The 17,181-nt window shown below is 72.1% G+C and carries 15 protein-coding genes; 8 read left to right on the top strand and 7 right to left on the bottom strand.

Going from position 1 to position 17,181, the window contains the following annotated elements; genetic code table 11:
• Positions 1–153: 153 nt before the first annotated feature.
• The 5 genes from DEJ49_RS01675 to DEJ49_RS01695 all read left to right on the top strand — a co-directional run bounded on the left by DEJ49_RS01675 (position 154) and on the right by DEJ49_RS01695 (position 6,647).
• The gene (locus DEJ49_RS01675) at positions 154–987 is read left to right on the top strand and encodes an ABC transporter ATP-binding protein (protein WP_150182018.1); all 834 of its coding nucleotides are present in this window, start codon (positions 154–156) and stop codon (positions 985–987) included.
• Positions 988–999: 12 nt separating this feature from the next.
• Positions 1,000–3,564: an ABC transporter permease gene (locus DEJ49_RS01680; RefSeq protein WP_150182019.1), complete on the top strand. Its 2,565-nt coding sequence runs from the start codon at positions 1,000–1,002 to the stop codon at positions 3,562–3,564.
• An 82-nt stretch (positions 3,565–3,646) separates the two neighbouring features.
• Positions 3,647–4,087 carry a GNAT family N-acetyltransferase gene (locus tag DEJ49_RS01685; protein WP_150182020.1) on the top strand — a complete coding sequence of 147 codons (441 nt, stop codon included), beginning with the start codon at positions 3,647–3,649 and terminating at the stop codon, positions 4,085–4,087.
• A gap of 206 nt (positions 4,088–4,293) precedes the next feature.
• Positions 4,294–5,637 carry a hemolysin family protein gene (locus tag DEJ49_RS01690; protein ID WP_150182021.1) on the top strand — a complete coding sequence of 448 codons (1,344 nt, stop codon included), beginning with the start codon at positions 4,294–4,296 and terminating at the stop codon, positions 5,635–5,637.
• Entirely contained in the window at positions 5,634–6,647 is a 1,014-nt protein-coding gene (locus DEJ49_RS01695) for a hemolysin family protein (protein WP_150182022.1), read from the top strand. Before DEJ49_RS01690 ends, DEJ49_RS01695 begins: the two co-directional genes overlap by 4 nt.
• A gap of 42 nt (positions 6,648–6,689) precedes the next feature.
• On the opposite strand, the gene DEJ49_RS01700 is transcribed toward DEJ49_RS01695, so the two are convergent.
• Positions 6,690–6,944 carry a holin gene (locus DEJ49_RS01700; RefSeq protein ID WP_150182023.1) on the bottom strand — a complete coding sequence of 85 codons (255 nt, stop codon included), beginning with the start codon at positions 6,942–6,944 and terminating at the stop codon, positions 6,690–6,692.
• Positions 6,945–7,049: 105 nt separating this feature from the next.
• On the opposite strand from DEJ49_RS01700, the gene DEJ49_RS01705 reads away from it, so the two are divergent.
• Positions 7,050–7,829: an SGNH/GDSL hydrolase family protein gene (locus tag DEJ49_RS01705; protein ID WP_150182024.1), complete on the top strand. Its 780-nt coding sequence runs from the start codon at positions 7,050–7,052 to the stop codon at positions 7,827–7,829.
• A gap of 22 nt (positions 7,830–7,851) precedes the next feature.
• Here DEJ49_RS01705 and DEJ49_RS01710 read toward each other — a convergent pair whose 3' ends face one another.
• Positions 7,852–8,763, bottom strand: coding sequence for a glutaminase (locus tag DEJ49_RS01710; protein ID WP_150182025.1), 912 nt, complete (start codon positions 8,761–8,763; stop codon positions 7,852–7,854).
• 622 nt (positions 8,764–9,385) lie between these two features.
• On the opposite strand from DEJ49_RS01710, the gene purB reads away from it, so the two are divergent.
• Entirely contained in the window at positions 9,386–10,828 is a 1,443-nt protein-coding gene (gene purB, locus DEJ49_RS01715) for an adenylosuccinate lyase (RefSeq protein ID WP_150182026.1), read from the top strand.
• 74 nt (positions 10,829–10,902) lie between these two features.
• Here purB and DEJ49_RS01720 read toward each other — a convergent pair whose 3' ends face one another.
• The 5 genes from DEJ49_RS01720 to DEJ49_RS01740 form a co-directional block, all read right to left on the bottom strand.
• Positions 10,903–11,736, bottom strand: a complete 834-nt coding sequence (locus tag DEJ49_RS01720; RefSeq protein WP_150182027.1) for a SigB/SigF/SigG family RNA polymerase sigma factor — start codon at positions 11,734–11,736, stop codon at positions 10,903–10,905.
• Between the two features lie 389 nt (positions 11,737–12,125).
• Positions 12,126–12,791: an HAD family hydrolase gene (locus DEJ49_RS01725; protein ID WP_150182028.1), complete on the bottom strand. Its 666-nt coding sequence runs from the start codon at positions 12,789–12,791 to the stop codon at positions 12,126–12,128.
• Positions 12,792–12,845: 54 nt separating this feature from the next.
• Positions 12,846–14,087 carry a cytochrome P450 gene (locus DEJ49_RS01730; RefSeq protein ID WP_150182029.1) on the bottom strand — a complete coding sequence of 414 codons (1,242 nt, stop codon included), beginning with the start codon at positions 14,085–14,087 and terminating at the stop codon, positions 12,846–12,848.
• A 125-nt stretch (positions 14,088–14,212) separates the two neighbouring features.
• Positions 14,213–15,622, bottom strand: coding sequence for a diaminopimelate decarboxylase (gene lysA / locus DEJ49_RS01735; RefSeq protein ID WP_150182030.1), 1,410 nt, complete (start codon positions 15,620–15,622; stop codon positions 14,213–14,215).
• 30 nt (positions 15,623–15,652) lie between these two features.
• Positions 15,653–16,024, bottom strand: a complete 372-nt coding sequence (locus DEJ49_RS01740) for an SAV_915 family protein (RefSeq protein ID WP_223832681.1) — start codon at positions 16,022–16,024, stop codon at positions 15,653–15,655.
• A gap of 367 nt (positions 16,025–16,391) precedes the next feature.
• Between DEJ49_RS01740 and DEJ49_RS01745 the strand changes: the two genes are divergently transcribed.
• Positions 16,392–17,180: a GNAT family N-acetyltransferase gene (locus DEJ49_RS01745; protein ID WP_150182031.1), complete on the top strand. Its 789-nt coding sequence runs from the start codon at positions 16,392–16,394 to the stop codon at positions 17,178–17,180.
• The last annotated feature ends 1 nt before the right edge of the window (position 17,181 follow it).

Consider the following 17,181-nt stretch of genomic DNA (forward strand, 5'->3'; position numbering starts at 1 on the left):
AGCGCCAGGGTGCTAGCACGACAAGACCGCAAGGACCTTGTCCCTTACACACGACCCGGGGCCCGACCTCGGAGGGATACCGGAGACCCGCGCAGCCCCACTACTCTTCGCGGAAATACGGGAGTTGATACGGCCACAACCCAGGAGGCCGCCTTGTCCACACCTGCTTCGGCACCGTTCACGGACAGTTCGGAGCCCGCCGGGATCGCCGCGCGCGCCCGCGGCCTCACCAAGGCGTACGGCTCGGGCGAGACGACCGTGCTCGCCCTCGACTCGGTCGACGTGGACATCACACGCGGGCGCTTCACGGCCGTCATGGGTCCCTCCGGGTCGGGCAAGTCCACCCTGATGCACTGCCTGGCCGGTCTTGACAGCGTGTCCGCGGGCCAGGTGTGGCTCGGGGACACGGAGATCACGGGCCTCAAGGAGCGCGAGCTGACCCGGCTGCGGCGCGACCGCATCGGCTTCATGTTCCAGTCCTTCAACCTCATCCCCACGCTCAACGCCCTGGAGAACATGACGCTCCCGATGGACATCGCGGGGCAGCGGCCCGACCGCGACTGGCTGGAGCACGTCATCGACACGCTGGGTCTGCGAGACCGGCTCAAGCACCGGCCCGCGCAGCTGTCGGGCGGCCAGCAGCAGCGGGTGGCCTGTGCGCGGGCGCTCGCCGCGAAGCCGGAGCTGATCTTCGCCGACGAGCCGACGGGCAACCTGGACTCGCGGGCCGGACTCGAAGTCCTCGGCTTCCTGCGGGACGCGGTGGACCAGCTCGGCCAGACCGTGGTGATGGTGACCCACGACCCGAGCGCGGCCGGCCACTCCGACCTGGTCCTCTTCCTGGGAGACGGACGAATGGTGGACGAGATGGCGCGGCCGACGGCGGACGCGGTCCTGGAGCGCATGAAGAGGTTCGACGCGTCGCAGGCGGCGCCACCACCGGGCACTCCGCGTACGCCCGGGGACCGTCCGTCCGAGCAGAGCTGAGCGGGGGCCCCGGTGCTGAAGGCGACGCTCAGGAGTTTCCTCGCGCACAAGGGCAGGCTGGCGCTCTCCGCGCTGGCCGTGATCCTCTCGGTCGCGTTCGTGGCGGGCAGCCTGATCTTCTCGGACACGGTCACCCGCACCTTCGACCGCCTGTTCGCCTCCACGTCGGCCGATGTGACGGTGGCGCCGAAGGAGGACCTCGACGAAGCGGTGCCGTCCGGCCAGACGCCGACGCTGCCCGCGAGCCTCACGGAGCGGGTGGCCGGAGTCGCCGGGGTCGCGGACGCGCACATCGACGTGTCCGTCGACAACATCACCATCGTCGACCGCGACAACGAGTCCGTGGGCTCCACGACGGGCGCTCCCACGGTGGCCACGGACTGGCACCCCACCGACCGCAGCCCCGTGGAGCTCACCTCGGGTCACGCCCCGCGCGGCGAGGGCGAGGCGCTGATCGACGCGGACACGGCCGACAAGAAGGACGTGGAGATCGGGGACACCCTCACCGTCCTCGCGCGCCCCGGCTCGTTCAAGGTCGAGGTCGTCGGCATCGCCACCTTCACCACCACGAACCCCGGCGCCGCGCTCGTCTTCCTGGACACCGCGAGCGCCCAGCGCGAGCTCCTGGGTTCGACGAAGGCGGCGACCAGCATCTCCGTGACCGCCGACGACGGGGTGAGCGACACCGCCCTGAAGCGCCGCATCGGCGCCGAACTGGGCTCCGGCTACGACCTGGAGACCGCCGACGAGCAGGCCGAGTCCGCGGCGGCCGAGCTCGGCGGCTTCCTCGACGTCATCAAGTACGTGATGCTCGGCTTCGCCGGTGTCGCCGTCCTCGTCGGCATCTTCCTGATCGTCAACACCTTCTCGATGCTCATCGCACAGCGCACCCGCGAACTCGGGCTGCTGCGGGCGCTCGGCGCCGACCGCAGGCAGGTGCGGCGTTCCGTGCTCGTCGAGGCGCTGCTGCTCGGCCTCGTCGGTTCGACGCTGGGGCTCGCCGCGGGCATCGGTCTCGCCCTCGGTCTGATCAAGCTCATGGGTCTGCTCGGGATGAACCTGAAGTCCACGGAGATGGTCATCGGGTGGGCGACACCGGTCGCCTCGTACGTCGTCGGGGTAGGCGTGACGTTCGTCGCGGCGTTCCTCCCCGCCCGGCGGGCCGCACACGTCTCGCCGATGGCCGCGCTCGCGGACGCCGAGATCGCCGGTGTGGGGCGGCCGTTGAGGGTGCGGGCGGTCGCCGGCGCGCTCGTCGGGGCGGCCGGTGCGGCGGCGCTGGTGGGCTGCGCCACCGCGGAGAAGACGTCGTCGGCGGCGTCGCTCCTCGGTCTCGGGATCGTCCTGACCCTGATCGCCACGGTCATCGCGGGACCCCTCCTGGTGCGGCCGGTGATCCGGGTGCTCGGCGGCGTCTTCCCCGCGGTCTTCGGCTCGGTCGGCCGGATGAGCCAGCGCAACGCGCTGCGCAACCCGCGCCGCACGGGCGCCACCGCGGCCGCGCTGATGGTGGGGCTCGCGCTGGTCGGCGGCCTCTCGGTGGCCAGCGCGTCGATGACGAAGTCGTTCGACCGGCAGATCGACCGGACACTCGGCGCGGACTTCGTCGTGCAGAACAGCAACTTCATGCCCTTCTCCCCGGAGATCACCGGGAAGGTCGAGAAGACGGAGGGCGCGGGTCTGGTCGTACGCCAGCGCTTCACCCCCATCGAACTGGCGCTGCCCGACGGCAAGAACGTCGAGTCGACGGCAGCGGGCTACGATCCGCGGCTCGACGACGTCGCCAAGGTGACGTACGCGCAGGGCAGTTCGCGCGCGGCGCTCGCCCCGGGCCGGATCGGCATGGACGTGGACTTCGCGAAGAAGCACGAGGTGCGGGTCGGCGACAGCCTGCCCGCGACGTTCCCCGGCGGGCGCGGGACGAAGCTGACCGTCGGCGCGCTCACCGACCAGGACTCGCCCGAGGGCTTCGGCGTCGAGGGCGGGCTCTTCCTCGGGTTCGGCACGGTCGAGAAGTACGTGCCGGGCGGCCAGGACTCCGCTCTGTACGTCAACGCGGCGCCGGGCACGGACGCGGACACCCTCCGCGCCCACCTGGACAAGACGCTCGACCCGTACCCGCAGGTGCAGGTGCGCGACCAGGCCGACTACAAGGAGCTGATCCGGCAGCAGATCGCCGTGATGCTCTACCTCGTCTACGCCCTCCTCGGCCTCGCGATCGTCATAGCGGTCCTCGGCGTCGTCAACACCCTCGCCCTGTCGGTCGTGGAACGCACGCGCGAGATCGGACTGCTGCGCGCCATCGGCCTCGGCCGCCGTCAGCTGCGCCGCATGATCCGCCTGGAGTCGGTGGTGATCGCGGTCTTCGGGGCGCTGCTCGGGCTCGCGCTCGGGATGGTCTGGGGCGTCGCCGTGCAGCAGGTGCTAGCGCTGCAGGGCATGAAGGAGCTGGCGTTCCCCTGGACGACGATCGTCGCGGTGGTGATCGGTTCGGTGGTCGTCGGCCTCGCGGCGGCGCTGCTGCCCGCGCTGCGTGCGTCGCGCATGAATGTGCTGGCGGCCATCGCGCACGAGTAGGTGCCCCGGCGGGCGGGCCCGCCGCCGTCCACATCCCGGATATTTCGCGCGCCGGGGCGTCGGCCGGTGGTGGGATGGCCGTATGGATGATCTTCGGATACGGGCCGCGGCGCCCGAGGACCTGGACGCGGTGCTCGCCTTCTGGAAGGTGGCCGCCGAGGGCACGAGCATCAGCGACGACCGCTCCGGCGTGGAGCGGCTCGTCGCGCGCGACCCCGAGGCGCTGATCCTCGCCGAGCGCGGCGGCGGGCTCGCGGGGACGGTCATCGCGGGTTTCGACGGCTGGCGCTGCCACCTCTACCGCCTCGCGGTGCACCCGGACCACCGCAGGCGCGGCGTGGGCTCGGCGCTGCTCGCCGCGGCGGAGGAGCGGTTCGTGCGGCTCGGCGGGCGCCGCGGTGACGCGATGGTCCTGGACCGCAACGAGCTCGCCCACCACACCTGGCACGCGGCGGGCTACGCGCGCGAGCCGCAGTGGAGCCGGTGGGTGAAGCCGCTGGGTGAAGCCCCCTCTGCGGGGTAGAGGGGTAGCCCCCGCAGTCCCGGCAGATCCCGGCATGTCCCGCCGGATCCCGACAGAGGTTCGAGTGGCTTTGCTGATCCTTTACCATGGACGCAATACTCGTATCCAACTGAAAGGTGTGAGCGTCCGCCCATGGGCGAGCCTCCCAGTACCCGACATCGCGCATTCCTCCCGCCCCTGCCCGATCATGGGACGGAGGTGACCCGATGACCGAAGTGCTCCTGCTCCTCGTGGCGGTGCTGCTCTGCCTGGCGTGCGGTGTGTTCGTCGCCGCGGAGTTCTCCCTCACGACGGTCGAGCGCAGTGAGCTCGAGCGGGCCGTCGAGCGCGGCGAGCGCGGCGCCGCCGGCGCCCTCAAAGCCGTCAAGAACCTCACCTTCCAGCTCTCGGGCGCGCAGCTCGGCATCACCGTCACCAACCTGGTGGTCGGCATGCTCTCCGAGCCGTCCATCGCCGCCCTGATCGCGGGCCCGCTGCGCGACCTCGGCATACCGCGGTCCGCCGCGTCCTCCGTCGCGCTGGTGATCGGCACGGCCCTCTCGACCGTCTTCCTGATGGTCATCGGTGAGCTGGTGCCCAAGAACTGGGCCATCTCCTCGCCGCTCGCCGTCGCCAAGCGGGTGGCCACGCCGCAGCGGCTGTTCAGTGCCGCGTTCCGGCCGTTCATCGCGCACCTCAACAACACCGCGAACCGTTCCGTACGCCGCTTCGGCATCGAGCCCGCCGAGGAGCTCGCCTCCGCGCGCGGCCCCAAGGAACTGATCGCCCTGGCCCGTCACTCCGCCAAGGAGGGCGCGCTGGAGGCGGACACGGCCGAGCTGTTCGTGCGGACGCTGAACCTCGCCGACCTCACCGCGGAGAACGTGATGACGCCCCGCGTGCAGGTCATGGCCCTGGAGACGCACGCCACCTGCGAGGACGTCGCGAACGCCACGCGTGCCACCGGCCTGTCCCGCTTCCCCGTGTACCGCGGGAACCTCGACACGGTCGTCGGCGTCGCGCACATCAAGGACGTGCTCGCCGTGCCCGCGGAGCGCAGGCCGCGCGTCTCCGTCGCCGAGCTGATGCGCGAGCCGCTGCTCGTGCCGGAGACGCTCACCGTCGACCGGCTCCTCGACCGGCTCTCGGGCAAGCGCACGATGGCCGTGGTCATCGACGAGTACGGCGGCACGGCCGGGGTGGCGACCCTGGAGGACATCGTCGAGGAGGTCGTCGGCGAGGTGCGGGACGAGCACGACCCGCACGAGACGCCCGACATCTCCCACGAGGGCACCGACGACGACGGCAGGACGCTCTACTCCGCCGACGGCGCCGCCCGCACCGACCAGCTCGCGCGGGTCGGCCTGCGGGTGCCCGACGGGCCGTACGAGACGCTCGCGGGCCTCGTCGCCACGGAGCTCGGCCGCATCCCCGCCGTCGGTGACGGCGTCGAGGTGGGCGGCTGGCGGCTCGACGTCGTGGACGCGTCGGGACGGCGCGCCGCCCGCGTCATGCTGCACGCCCCGCTCGACGCCGACGACAGCGACGACACCACGGAGGATGTCCGATGATCGCCGTCCAGTTGCTGATCGGTCTGGCGACGCTCGTCGTCAACGCCTTCTTCGTGGGCGCCGAGTTCGCCCTCATCTCCGTGCGCCGCAGCCAGATCGAGCCGCACGCGGAGGAGGGGAACAAGCGCGCCAAGAGCGTGATGTGGGGCCTGCAACACGTGTCCGCGCTGCTCGCGGCGGCGCAGCTCGGCATCACGCTGTGCACCCTCGTCCTCGGTATCGTCGCGGAACCGGCGATCGCGCACCTTCTGGAGCCCGTCTTCGACGCGGTGGGCGTGCCGCACGGCCTGGTCCACCCGATCTCGTTCGTCATCGCGCTGACCCTGGCGACGTATCTACACATGCTCCTGGGCGAGATGATCCCGAAGAACATCGCCCTCGCGGAGCCCGTGCGTTCCGCGCTGCTGCTCGGGCCGCCGCTGGTGGCGCTCGCGCGGGCGCTGCGGCCGGTGATCTTCGCGATCAACGCGTTCGCCAACGGTCTGCTGAAGCTGCTGCACGTCGAGGCCAAGGACGAGGTGTCGGCGAGCTTCTCCGACGACGACCTGGCCCGCATGGTCAAGGACTCCGGTGACGCGGGTCTGATCGACAACCGTGCGCAGGAGCGGCTGCACGACGCGCTGGAACTGGGCCGCCGTCCGGTACGGGACGTGGTCCTGCCCCTGGAGGCGGTGGTCTACGCGCGCGTGGGCGTCACTCCGGAGAAGCTGGAGCAGCTCTCGGCCGAGTCCGGGTTCTCCCGCTTCCCCGTGGTCGACGACGGCCGCCGGATCGTCGGCTATCTGCACGTGAAGGACGCGCTGGACCGGGCGCCGCGCGATCTGCCGTTCCGGGTACCGGACATGCGCAAGATCGCCCAGGTGCGCGAGACGACTCCGCTGGACGACGTCCTGACGGCCATGCGCGGCAGCCGCACGCACGTGGCGGCGGTCCTCGGCTCGGACGGGCGCCTTGCCGGCATGGTCACGATGGAGGACGTCCTGCAGAAGCTGTTCGGGCAGCCTGTGTGAGGTGAGGGTTCGCGGGCCCCGGACTCTTCGGGGCCCGGGGCCTCACCCCGCCGTCTCCCCCGTGCGCACCCTCTTCGTCGGCTCCTCCGTGAGGCCGGGGCCGGACGCGCCGACCTCCGAGGCGCCGATCGCCGTCAGGACCGCGAGGACCGCGGCGAGACCCGCCGTCGCGAAGGCCGCGCCCCACTCCACGTCCAGGAGGCTGGTCGCCCCCGCCACCAGGACCGCGGCAAGCGCCTGCGCGAACGTGCGGATCGCGCGTTCCGCGGTGGCCTTCCAGAAGGCTGCGTTCCACATGGCGGGCTCGCTCTCTCGTGACGACGGCGTGCCTATGACATACCGCCGCGGAGCCACGCTGCCCAGATCCGCCGGGCGCGGCGCCGGGTTACGATCGTCTCTGCCATGCAGATGAATGCCAACTACACCAGTCTCGTCGCGGTGGGCGACTCCTTCACCGAGGGCATGTCGGATCTGCTGCCCGACGGCACGTACCGCGGGTGGGCCGACCTCCTCGCCGCCCGGATGGCCGCGCACACCCCCGGCTTCCGCTACGCGAACCTGGCCGTGCGCGGCAAGCTCATCGGGCAGATCGTCGACGAGCAGGTGGACCTCGCGGCCGCGATGCAGGCCGACGTGGTCACCCTCGTCGGCGGCCTCAACGACACACTGCGCCCCAAGTGCGACATGGGCCGGGTGCGCGGTCTCCTGGAGGAGGCCGTCGAGCGGCTCGCCCCCTCGTGCAAGCAGCTCGTCCTGATGCGCAGCCCGGGCCGGAACGGCCCGGTGATGGAACGCTTCCGTCCGCGCATGGAGGAGCTCTACTCCTACGTCGACGACCTGGCGTCCCGGCACGACGCGATCGTCGTCGACCTCTACGGCGCGGCCGTACTCGGCGACCAGCGCATGTGGGACGTGGACCGCCTGCACCCCACCGCGGAAGGGCACCGCAGGATCGCCGAGGCCGTGTGGCAGGCGCTCGGGTACGAGCCGGAGGACGACTGGCAGACGCCGCTGCCCGCCGCCGTGCCGCCGGGCTGGGCCACCCGCCGCGTCGCCGACGTCCGGTTCGCCCGGCAGTACCTCGGCCCGTGGATAGGGCGCCGCCTCACCGGCCGCTCGTCCGGCGACGGACGCGCCCCGAAGCGCCCCGACCTGCTCCCGTACGACGGCCCGCTCCCCTAGCGCCCGGGTTGGCAGCCGGGGCCTAGAACACCGACCAGCCCGTCACCGTGGTGAAGTGGTCGAGCGCGGCCACGCCGGCCACGGAGTTGCCGTACGAGTCGAGGCTCGGGCTCCACACGCACAGGGTGCAGCGGCCCGGGATCACGGCGACGATGCCGCCGCCGACGCCGCTCTTGCCCGGCAGGCCGACGCGGTAGGCGAAGCTGCCCGCCGCGTCGTACGTGCCGCAGGTGAGCATGACCGCGTTGACCTGCTTCGCCTCGCGCGGCGGCAGCAGACGCGTGCCGTCGTTGCGCAGCCCGTGCCGGGCCAGGAAGGCCGCCGAGAGGGCGAGGTCGCGGCAGTTCATGCGGATCGCGCACTGCCGGAAGTAGTGCTCCAGGACCGTGGACACGGGGTTGTCGAGGTTGCCGTAGCTGGCCATGAAGTGGGCGAGGGCGGCGTTGCGGTCGCCGTGCTCGGCCTCCGAGGCCGCGACCACCGGGTCGAAGGCGACGTCCGGGTTGCCGCTCTCCGCGCGCAGGAACTCCAGCATCGTCGTGCCCGCGTCGCCGGTGAGGCTCTGCAGCCGGTCCGTGACGACGAGCGCGCCCGCGTTGATGAACGGGTTGCGCGGGATGCCGTTCTCGTACTCGAGCTGGACGAGCGAGTTGAAGGGGTTGCCGGACGGTTCCGTGCCGACGCGGTCCCAGATGCGGTCGCCACCCTCCGCGAGGACGAGCGCGAGGCTGAACGCCTTCGAGATGGACTGGACGGAGAACGGTTCCTGCCAGTCCCCCACGCCGTGCACGTCGCCGTTGACGTCGGCGACCGCGATCCCGAAGCGCTCGGCGTCCACGTCCGCGAGCGCCGGGATGTAGCCGGCGACCTGGCCGCGGCCCACGAGGGGCCGGGCGAAGGCGGCGACTTCTTCGAGAACGGCCTGGTAATCCACAACCTGAGCTTTCTTCGGGTACGTCGTCGTGTACGTCGTCGGCGATGGGCGCGCACCGCGATACGACCGTTTCACACCCACCCACACCGATTCACACCGGAAAGTCGCTGGATACGGGCTATGTCGTCGGCCGCGGCCACAGGATAACGCCTGGCCGGGAAGCAGCGACCTGGCGGACGTGCGGCTCGCCCGGCGTCCGGATCCGCTCTGGGAAATCGTGTGCCGCGCCGGGAAGGGCGTCCTGCACACGGCAACTCCGCTGGGCCGACGCCTCATTGACGGCGCCTGACACCGGACGACCGTCCCCCGACCTTTTGGCCGGGACCAAAAAGTCGGGCGCTCGTCGCCCCGATGCGCCCAGGCTGTGCGCGGAAGAGAACACGTCCACGCCACGCACGACTTAGGGAGTTCGAGCACAGGCCGATCAAGCACTCCGTACAGGAACCCTCGTCGCCACGCAGGCCCGGGCCGGAGATCTCCCCGAACAACAAGAAGGGCTGGGGCAACTGGTCGGACGCGTGGTACGTCCGCCCCTGCTGAGCGGTCCGGCGCTGTGACCTGGAGGTTCCTACATGCACGGATGGTTCGGAGCCTGTATGGACGCCCGGTAAACTTCGTGCACGTGACTGCCGCGCCCGCAAAGCCCCGTATCCCGAACGTCCTCGCCGGACGTTATGCCTCCGCCGAGCTCGCCACCCTCTGGTCGCCCGAGCAGAAGGTGAAGCTGGAGCGTCAGCTCTGGCTCGCCGTGCTGCGTGCGCAGAAGGACCTCGGGATCGAGGTTCCCGACGCCGCCATCGCCGACTACGAGCGCGTGCTCGACCAGGTCGACCTGGCCTCGATCGCCGAGCGCGAGAAGGTCACGCGCCATGACGTGAAGGCCCGCATCGAGGAGTTCAACGCCCTCGCCGGGCACGAGCACGTCCACAAGGGCATGACCTCGCGCGACCTCACCGAGAACGTGGAGCAGCTGCAGATCCGGCTCTCCCTGGAGCTGATCCGCTCCCGTGCCGTCGCGGTCCTCGCCCGGCTCGGCAAGCTCGCCGGTGAGTACGGCGAGCTGGTCATGGCGGGCCGCTCCCACAACGTCGCCGCGCAGGCGACGACGCTGGGCAAGCGCTTCGCGACCGGTGCCGACGAGCTCCTCGTCGCGTACCGCCGCCTGGACGAGCTGATCGGCCGCTACCCGCTGCGCGGCATCAAGGGTCCGGTCGGCACCGCCCAGGACATGCTCGACCTGCTCGGCGGCGATGCCTCCAAGCTCGCCGACCTGGAGCAGCGGATCGCCTCGCACCTGGGCTTCGAGTCGGCCTTCACCTCGGTCGGCCAGGTCTACCCGCGCTCCCTCGACTACGACGTCGTGACCGCGCTCGTGCAGGTCGCCGCCGCGCCCTCCTCCATCGCCAAGACGATCCGCCTGATGGCGGGCCACGAGCTGGTCACCGAGGGCTTCAAGCCCGGCCAGGTCGGCTCGTCCGCGATGCCGCACAAGATGAACACCCGCTCCTGCGAGCGCGTCAACGGCCTCACCGTCATCCTGCGCGGCTACGCGTCGATGACCGGAGAGCTGGCGGGCGACCAGTGGAACGAGGGCGACGTCTCCTGCTCCGTCGTACGACGGGTCGCCCTGCCCGACGCGTTCTTCGCGCTCGACGGGCTGCTCGAGACCTTCCTGACCGTGCTGGACGAGTTCGGGGCGTTCCCCGCGGTCGTGGCGCGTGAGCTCGACCGCTACCTCCCCTTCCTCGCCACCACCAAGGTCCTGATGGCCTCGGTGCGCGCGGGCGTCGGCCGCGAGGAGGCCCACGAGGCCATCAAGGAGAACGCGGTCGCCTCCGCCCTTGCCATGCGCGAGCAGGGTGCCGAGCGCAACGAACTGCTCGACAAGCTGGCCGCCGACTCCCGTATCCCGCTGGACCGTGCGCAGCTCGACGAGCTGATGGCCGACAAGCTGTCGTTCACGGGCGCCGCGAGCGACCAGGTCACCACGGTCGTCGGTCAGATCGAGGCGCTGCTCAAGGAGCACCCGGAGGCCGCGGCCTACACGCCCGGCGCGATTCTGTAGCGGCGCTCCGCACTGGCATCCGGCCCGCCCACCTTTTCGGTGGGCGGGCCGAGCCGTGTCGCGGACGAGCGGTGTCAGGCCGCGCGGGCGGCCGGGCGGACGCCGTCGGCCTCGGCGCGCACCCGGGCGCAGCTGTTGCTGATCAGACGCGAGACGTGCATCTGCGAGATGCCGAGCTTCTCCGCTATGCGGCTCTGCGTCATGTCCTCGAAGAAGCGCAGGTAGAGGATGGTCCGCTCGCGCTCGGGCAGCTTCCGCAGCCCCCGCTTGGCCGCCTCCCGGTCGGTGACGATGTCGTACGCGGCGTCGGGTGCGCCGAGCGTGTCGGCGAGGCTGAAGCCGTCCGGGTCGGCGGACGAGATCTCGGCGTCCAGCGACAGGGCGCTGTAGCCCTCCATGGCCTGCATGCCGTCCTTCACCTCATCCTCCGTCAGGCCCGCGTGCGCGGCGATGTCGGCGATGGATGGTTCGGGTCCGCTGCCCGGCAGGTCGCGGAGTTCGCGTCGGGCGACACGGACCTTGTTGCGCAGGTCCTGGACGCGGCGGGGAACGCGCACGTCCCACATGCGGTCGCGGAAGTGCCTGCGCAGTTCACCGGTGATGGTGGGCACGGCGTAGCTCTCGAAGGCGCCGCGGCCGGGCTCGTACCGGTTGACGGCCTTGACCAGGCCCACCGCGGCGACCTGTCGCAGGTCTTCGAGGGTCTCGCCCTTGTTGCGGTAGCGGGCGGCGAGACGGTGAGCCATGGGCAGCCATGCCTCGACGATCTCCGCGCACAGGACCTCCCGCTCCGGGCCGTCCTCGAGAGCGGCGAGCCGGGCGAACTCAGCGGTGGTGTCGGGTGCGTCGTGGTGCGAGTGCCGGGCCGCGGTGCGGCGGGCCGAGTATTCATTGAGGTTCGTCAGCATCAGTTCGCTCCTCAGCGGTGCGTCAACAAGGACCGCGAGGAGACGGGGCAGCCCGGCACAGGGCATCCACCGGGAGCAAACACACCGCTCCCCGCAAACGCGCCTCCGGTCCGAAGCACGACGTTCGCCTGCCCCTGCGTTTAACCACCAAACAGATGTCCGCACACGGATCTGGGGAACGGCCTGTGAGCCCGACTACAGGATTCCGTATGTGCGTTCGTGACTTCGCTCGATTCGTCGAAGCCCTGCATGTACCGGCAGGCGCGGGGCACACGGGACGCGGGGTGCGCGGCGTCGGAACGGCCACCGGACGCACGCATCGCCGACCGGCCGCATTGGGGTGCGGCCGGTCGGCCCTCCTCCTCCCCGGGGTTCCCTCGCCGGGTGGCTCACTTCCCGCCGGTCAGTACCTCGCTGTCCAGGCGCCTGAGCATGTCGGCCGGGTCCGCGAAGACGGCCGAGGCGCCCGGCTCTTCCAGGTCGGCCCGCGGGATGCCTCCGCAGAGGAGCGCGACACCGCGGACGCCGGCGCGGGACGCCGCCTGCATGTCCCACACCGTGTCGCCGACGAACAGCGCCTCCTCCGCGGAGCATTCGGCGATGTCCAGGGCGTGGTGGATGGGGTCGGGGGCCGGCTTGCCGGAGGACACGTCGTCCGCGCTCGCGACGCCGGCGATGACGTCGTCGGCGTCGATGGCCCGGCGCAGCGCCCCGAGCTCCTCGCCGCCCGCCGAGGTCGCGAGGACGATGCGCCGGCCGCGGTCGTGCAGCGCGTGCAGGAGGTCGCGGGCTCCGTTCAGCGCGGGCAGCCGCTCGAAGTACGTGCCGTACAGCGTCTTGTGCGCGGCGCTGATCTTGTCGTCCTGGTCGCGGTCGCGGTCCTCGCCGAGGAGCCGGGCGATGAGGTCGGTCGAGCCGAGCCCGACGGCCCGGTGGATGTCGTGCATCGCGACCTGTTGTCCCGCTTGGCGGAACGCCTCCCACCAGGTGGTCACGTGCAGGTGATTGGTGTCGGTGAGTGTTCCGTCCACGTCGAACAGCGCCGCTCGGGCCATGCTTCGCGCCTTTCCGTAAGGGGGGTCGAATGCCTCAGAATTCAGCCGATCGGCTCAGCGCACTCCGGTGATGACGAAGCCACTGCGGGGCCTGGTCGGCATGCGGTGCAGGGTGATGCGCAGGTCCTGCTGGGGGACGTCGTAGTCGAGTCGCGCGAGGTGCGGGAGCAGGGTGCTGAGGACGGCGAGGGTGACGTCCTCGCCCGGGCAGCGGTGCCCCTGGGAAACCTCGCCGCCGCCCTGCGGGACGAGTTCGTCGCGGCCGGGCTCGCGGCCGTCGAACCGGTCGGGGTCGAAGACGTACGGGGAGTTCCACAGCTCCGGGTCGTGGTTCTGTCCGTAGAGGTCGAGGAGGACCATGGCGCCCTCGGGGATCGGCTCGCCGTGCCACTCGATGTCGGCGGGGGCGAGACCGGCGACGAACGGCGCGAACGGGTAGAAGCGCCGTACCTCGTGGGCGAACGCGCGGGCGTAGCCCTCGTCCCGCGCGGCGAGGCGCTCCCGCAGTGCCGGATTGCGGTGCAGGGCGTGCGCGCCGAACACCGTGTACCAGGTGACGGCGACGGTGGGCCGCAGGATGTTGAGGATCTCCACGGCGGCCGTACGCGGATCGAGCAGCTCGCCGTCGGCGTCCCGGTGGAAGGCGACGGCGGCCACCACGGACGGCGGGCGCCCGTCCCCGTCGGACACCTCTCCCCCGGCCGAGCGGAGGTCCTCCACGAGGCGGGCCAGGCGGCCCTCCTGGCGCTGCCGGGCGCGCCGCGCCTTCCAGTGCCGTGGCCCGGCGGTGGCGAAGCCGTCGACCATCGCCACGAGGTCCTCGGCGGTCCGCCGCGCTTCGTCGTCTGGGTGCTCGGGCAGCGGGGCGCCCGCCCAGGCGCACACGGCCCGCGTGATCAGCAGGCTCACCTCGTCGAACAGCGTGACCTGCGGGCGGCCCGCCCACTCCTTGGCCGACCGCTCCCACTCCTGCTCGACGTGGCGCGCGAGGCCCGCGACGCCGTCCGTGTCCTTCAGGACCGTCACGAAGAGCGCCTTGCGCTTACGGTGCTCCTCGCCGTCGAGCGTGTGCACCGCCCCCTTGCCGAAGAGCGTGCTCAGCACCGGCTCGGGCAGGGCCGTGCGGCGGCGGACGTGGTCCTCGTCGTAGAAGAACCCGACGGCCGCGGGTCCGCGCAGCGCGACGACCGGCTTGCCGAGCAGGCGGGTGCGGACGGGCCCCGGCCCGTTGCGGCGGCTCAGGTCGGGGAGCCACGCGTAGCCCTTGGTGAGCAGCTGCAGCGTGTTGTCCAGCATGGGGTCCTCCAGGGTGGAAAGGACGCAGGCCACAGGGGGTCGACGTACGACGCCGTCCTCGTGGCCTGCCGATCATGCTCACGGGTTCCCCGGCTCCACCTCCGCGAATCAGGGCGAAAGGTCCCCTATAGGCCGATGTCCCGGCTCCTGAAGTCCTCCAGCGACTCCCTGCGGACCAGCAGCCGGGCGTGTCCGTCGGCCACGGCGACCACGGGCGGACGGCCGACGAGGTTGTAGCCGGACGCCATCGACAGGTGGTACGCCCCGGCGACGGGGACGCCGAGCAGGTCGCCCGGCCGCACGTCGCCGGGCAGCGCGACATCGGAGGCGAGGATGTCGCCGGCTTCGCAGTGCCGGCCGACGACGGTCACCGGGGCGGGTTCGGCGGTGGAGCGGCGTCCGACGAGCCGGGGCAGGTAGCGCACGCCGTACAGGGCCGGCCGCGGGTTGTCGCTCATGCCGCCGTCGACGGCGACGAAGGTCCGCGCGGCGGTGCGCTTGACCGCGAGGACCCGGTAGAGCGCGACTCCGGCGGGGCCCGCGATGGCGCGTCCGGGCTCGACGGTCAGGCGGGGCACCGGCAGGTCCGCCGCCGCGCAGCTTCCGACCAGTTCGGCCCGCACCCTGCGGGCGAGCGCGGCGATGTCGAGTGCCTCCTCGCCGGGCCGGTACGCGATGCCGTGCCCGCCTCCGAGGTCCAGTTCGGGCAGGGTGAGCCCGTGCTGGTCCTTGATGCGGGCCATCAGGCCGACCATGCGGCGCACGGCGGCGAGGAAGGGCTTCTCGGTGGTGATCTGGGAGCCGAGGTGGCAGTGCAGACCCACCAGTTGCAGGGTCGGCTGGCCGAGGATGCGGGCGACCGCGTGCTGGGCGGAACCGTCCGTGAGGGAGAGCCCGAACTTCTGGTCGTCGGTGCCGGTCCGGATCTTGGCGTGCCCGCCCGCGGCGATGCCGGGCGCCACCCGCACCAGCACCTTCTGGCGGCTGCCCGGCGGCACGGCGGCGGCGAGCCGGGCGATCTCGGACGCGCTGTCGATGACGATCCGGCCCACGCCGAGCCGGAGGGCGGCGGCCAGGTCGTGCGGGCTCTTCGCGTTGCCGTGCAGCACGATGCGGTCCGCGGGAAAGCCGGTGGTGACGGCGAGCTCCAGTTCCCCCGCGGAGCACACGTCGAGGCCGAGGCCCTCCTCCTCCACCCAGTGCGCCATGGCGCGGCACAGGAACGCCTTGGCGGCGTAGAGGACGTCGGCGTCCGGAAAGGCCCGCCGATACGTACGACAGCGGGCGCGCACGTCGGCCTCGTCGATGAGGTAGGCGGGGGTGCCGAAGCGCTCCGCGAGGTCGGTGAGCGGAACACCGCCGACGGTGAGGTCGCCGTGGGCGGGCTGGGTGGTGGTCGCGGGCCAGATGGAGAGGTCGGTGTCGGCGGGGGTGGCGGGGGCGGCAGGGGCGGTCGGCGCCGCCGGGGCGGGGGACGGGAGCTTCGTGGGGGACAGGGACGGGGACGGGAGCGGGGGTACGCGCAGTGTGGTCATGGCAGCTTCTCTCTTCGCCTTGTCTCGTCCTCAGCCGTTCCGTGTGGTCAGGGCGCCCACCAGGGGCTCGGTCCCGCGGGTCGCGCACGGGGCGGCGGTCGTCCGGTGGGGGCCGACGGGGTGGGCGGCGAGCCGGGGGTCGACGGTGATCCGACCGACGCCGAGTGGTTCGGCGAGGGACCGGAGTGCCGGTTCGGAGAGCCGGATCCACGGCTGCCGGGGGCCGAGCGCCGCGCGCAGGAGCCGGGGGGTCGTGAAGGCGACGGCGGTGCGGCCGCCGACGGGTGTGCGGAACAGGCGGGCCACACAGCCCGCGGGTCCCGGCCGGACGGGGACGAACAGCGGTCCGGCCGGGCCGGGTTCGCAGGGCTCGGGGTCCTCGGCGTACAGGAGCTCGGCCATGGGTTCCTCCAGGGAAGACGGCAGGCGGAAGGGCGGGGAAGACGACAGCGAACAGAACGGACACCGCGGGTCCGGTCGGAATCCGACGGCATACGGTGACGTTATGCCCGGCACCGGGTGTCAACCGACCCTCCATGACGCGACGTTGACGCAACCGCGTCCACCCCTGACGCGATGCGTGCGCCGGAGACGGTCCCGCCGTCAAGGAGGCGTCGATTCCGCACAGGCGCTCTTGAGCGAGCGGGCCGGGGCCAGTTGGATGTCGGTCGGAACGGGAACCCGGCGCCCAGGCAGCCGGCCGCCGGTCACGGCCCTGCCGACCGGTGCGTCCCGTTCACTCGAAGGTCTCACTCCGGAGGAGCGTCTGATGATGCAGCTTCCCCCGCACCACCTGCCCGCCGTGCCGCGCTGGTTCGCGCCCGGCTCCCCCGGGCCCGCGTCCCTCCCCGAGCACGTCGCCACCACCGGCGTCGGCCGCTGGTGGGCCGACCGCGCCCTCGACCCGCGTACCGTCGCGGTCTCCTGCGCGGGCCACGTGCTGCTGCGCGGCGACCCGAACAGCGTCGCGCCCGACCTGCTCGCGCCGTTCGCCCGCAGCCACGTCGAGGCCCCCGCCCGCTTCCTGCCGGTGCTCGGCGCCGCCTTCGACCGCCTCGTACCGGCCGAGCGCATGGTGTACGTCCATCGCGAGCCGGTGCCACCGCCGCGGCCGCCGCGGGGCGTGACCGTACGCCGCCTGACGGCCTCCGACGCGCCCGCGCTCGCCGCGCTCTCCCCCGACTCGACGTGGATCCACGACAGTTGGGGCGGCCCGGAGGGGCTGGCCGGCTCCGGGCACGCCTGGGCGGCGGTGGACAAGGGCGGCGACGTCGCCGCCGTGGCCTGCAGCTACTTCACCGGACAGACGTACGAGGACGTGGCCGTGCTGACCACCCCCGAGCGCCGCCGCGAACGCCTCGCCCTCGCCTGCGTCACCGCCCTGTGCGCGGACGTCGCCGCGCGCGGCCGCACGGCGAGCTGGTCGTGCGGCCGCGACAACCGGCCCAGCCGTCTGCTGGCCTGGACGGCGGGGTTCCGGCTGCACCGCGAGTACGTGCAGTACGTCACGGGGAAGGCGCTCGCACCGCCCCGGACCTCCACCGACGTCCCGGCGTGAC

Source organism: Streptomyces venezuelae (assembly GCF_008642335.1).
In the GTDB taxonomy this organism is placed as follows: domain Bacteria; phylum Actinomycetota; class Actinomycetes; order Streptomycetales; family Streptomycetaceae; genus Streptomyces; species Streptomyces venezuelae_F.